This is a genomic window from Sphingomonas epibiotica, assembly GCF_039615155.1.
In the GTDB taxonomy this organism is placed as follows: domain Bacteria; phylum Pseudomonadota; class Alphaproteobacteria; order Sphingomonadales; family Sphingomonadaceae; genus Sphingomonas.
The window spans coordinates 1-344 of the sequence record NZ_JBDGHY010000053.1 but is presented as its reverse complement, the minus strand read 5'-3'; the positions used below and the strand labels follow the sequence as shown (position 1 = coordinate 344).

1 protein-coding gene is annotated in these 344 nt (G+C 62.2%); it reads left to right on the top strand.

Going from position 1 to position 344, the window contains the following annotated elements; all coding sequences use genetic code 11:
* Nucleotides 1-50: 50 nt before the first annotated feature.
* A partial coding sequence (locus AAIO73_RS20260; RefSeq protein WP_345880598.1) for an alcohol dehydrogenase catalytic domain-containing protein occupies nucleotides 51-344 on the top strand: 294 nt, incomplete at its 3' end.

Sequence of the window (344 nt, the reverse complement as noted above, 5' to 3'; positions counted from 1 at the left end):
CATAGACATGGCCCTGACGACAGGGACATCCACTCAGATGAGGAAACGACATGCGCGCACTATGCTGGCACGGTAAAGGCGATGTCCGTGTCGACACCGTCGCGGATCCCGAGATCAAGCACCCGCGCGATGCGATCATCAAAGTAACCGCCTGCGCGATCTGCGGGTCGGACCTTCACCTGCTGGATGGCTACCAGCCCACCATGGAGGCCGGCGACATCCTCGGCCACGAGAACATGGGCGAGGTCGTGGCGCTCGGGTCCGAGGTCACCAACCTCAAGATCGGGGACCGGGTGGTGGTGCCGTTCACGATCAGCTGCGGCGATTGCTGGTTCTGCAAGAAG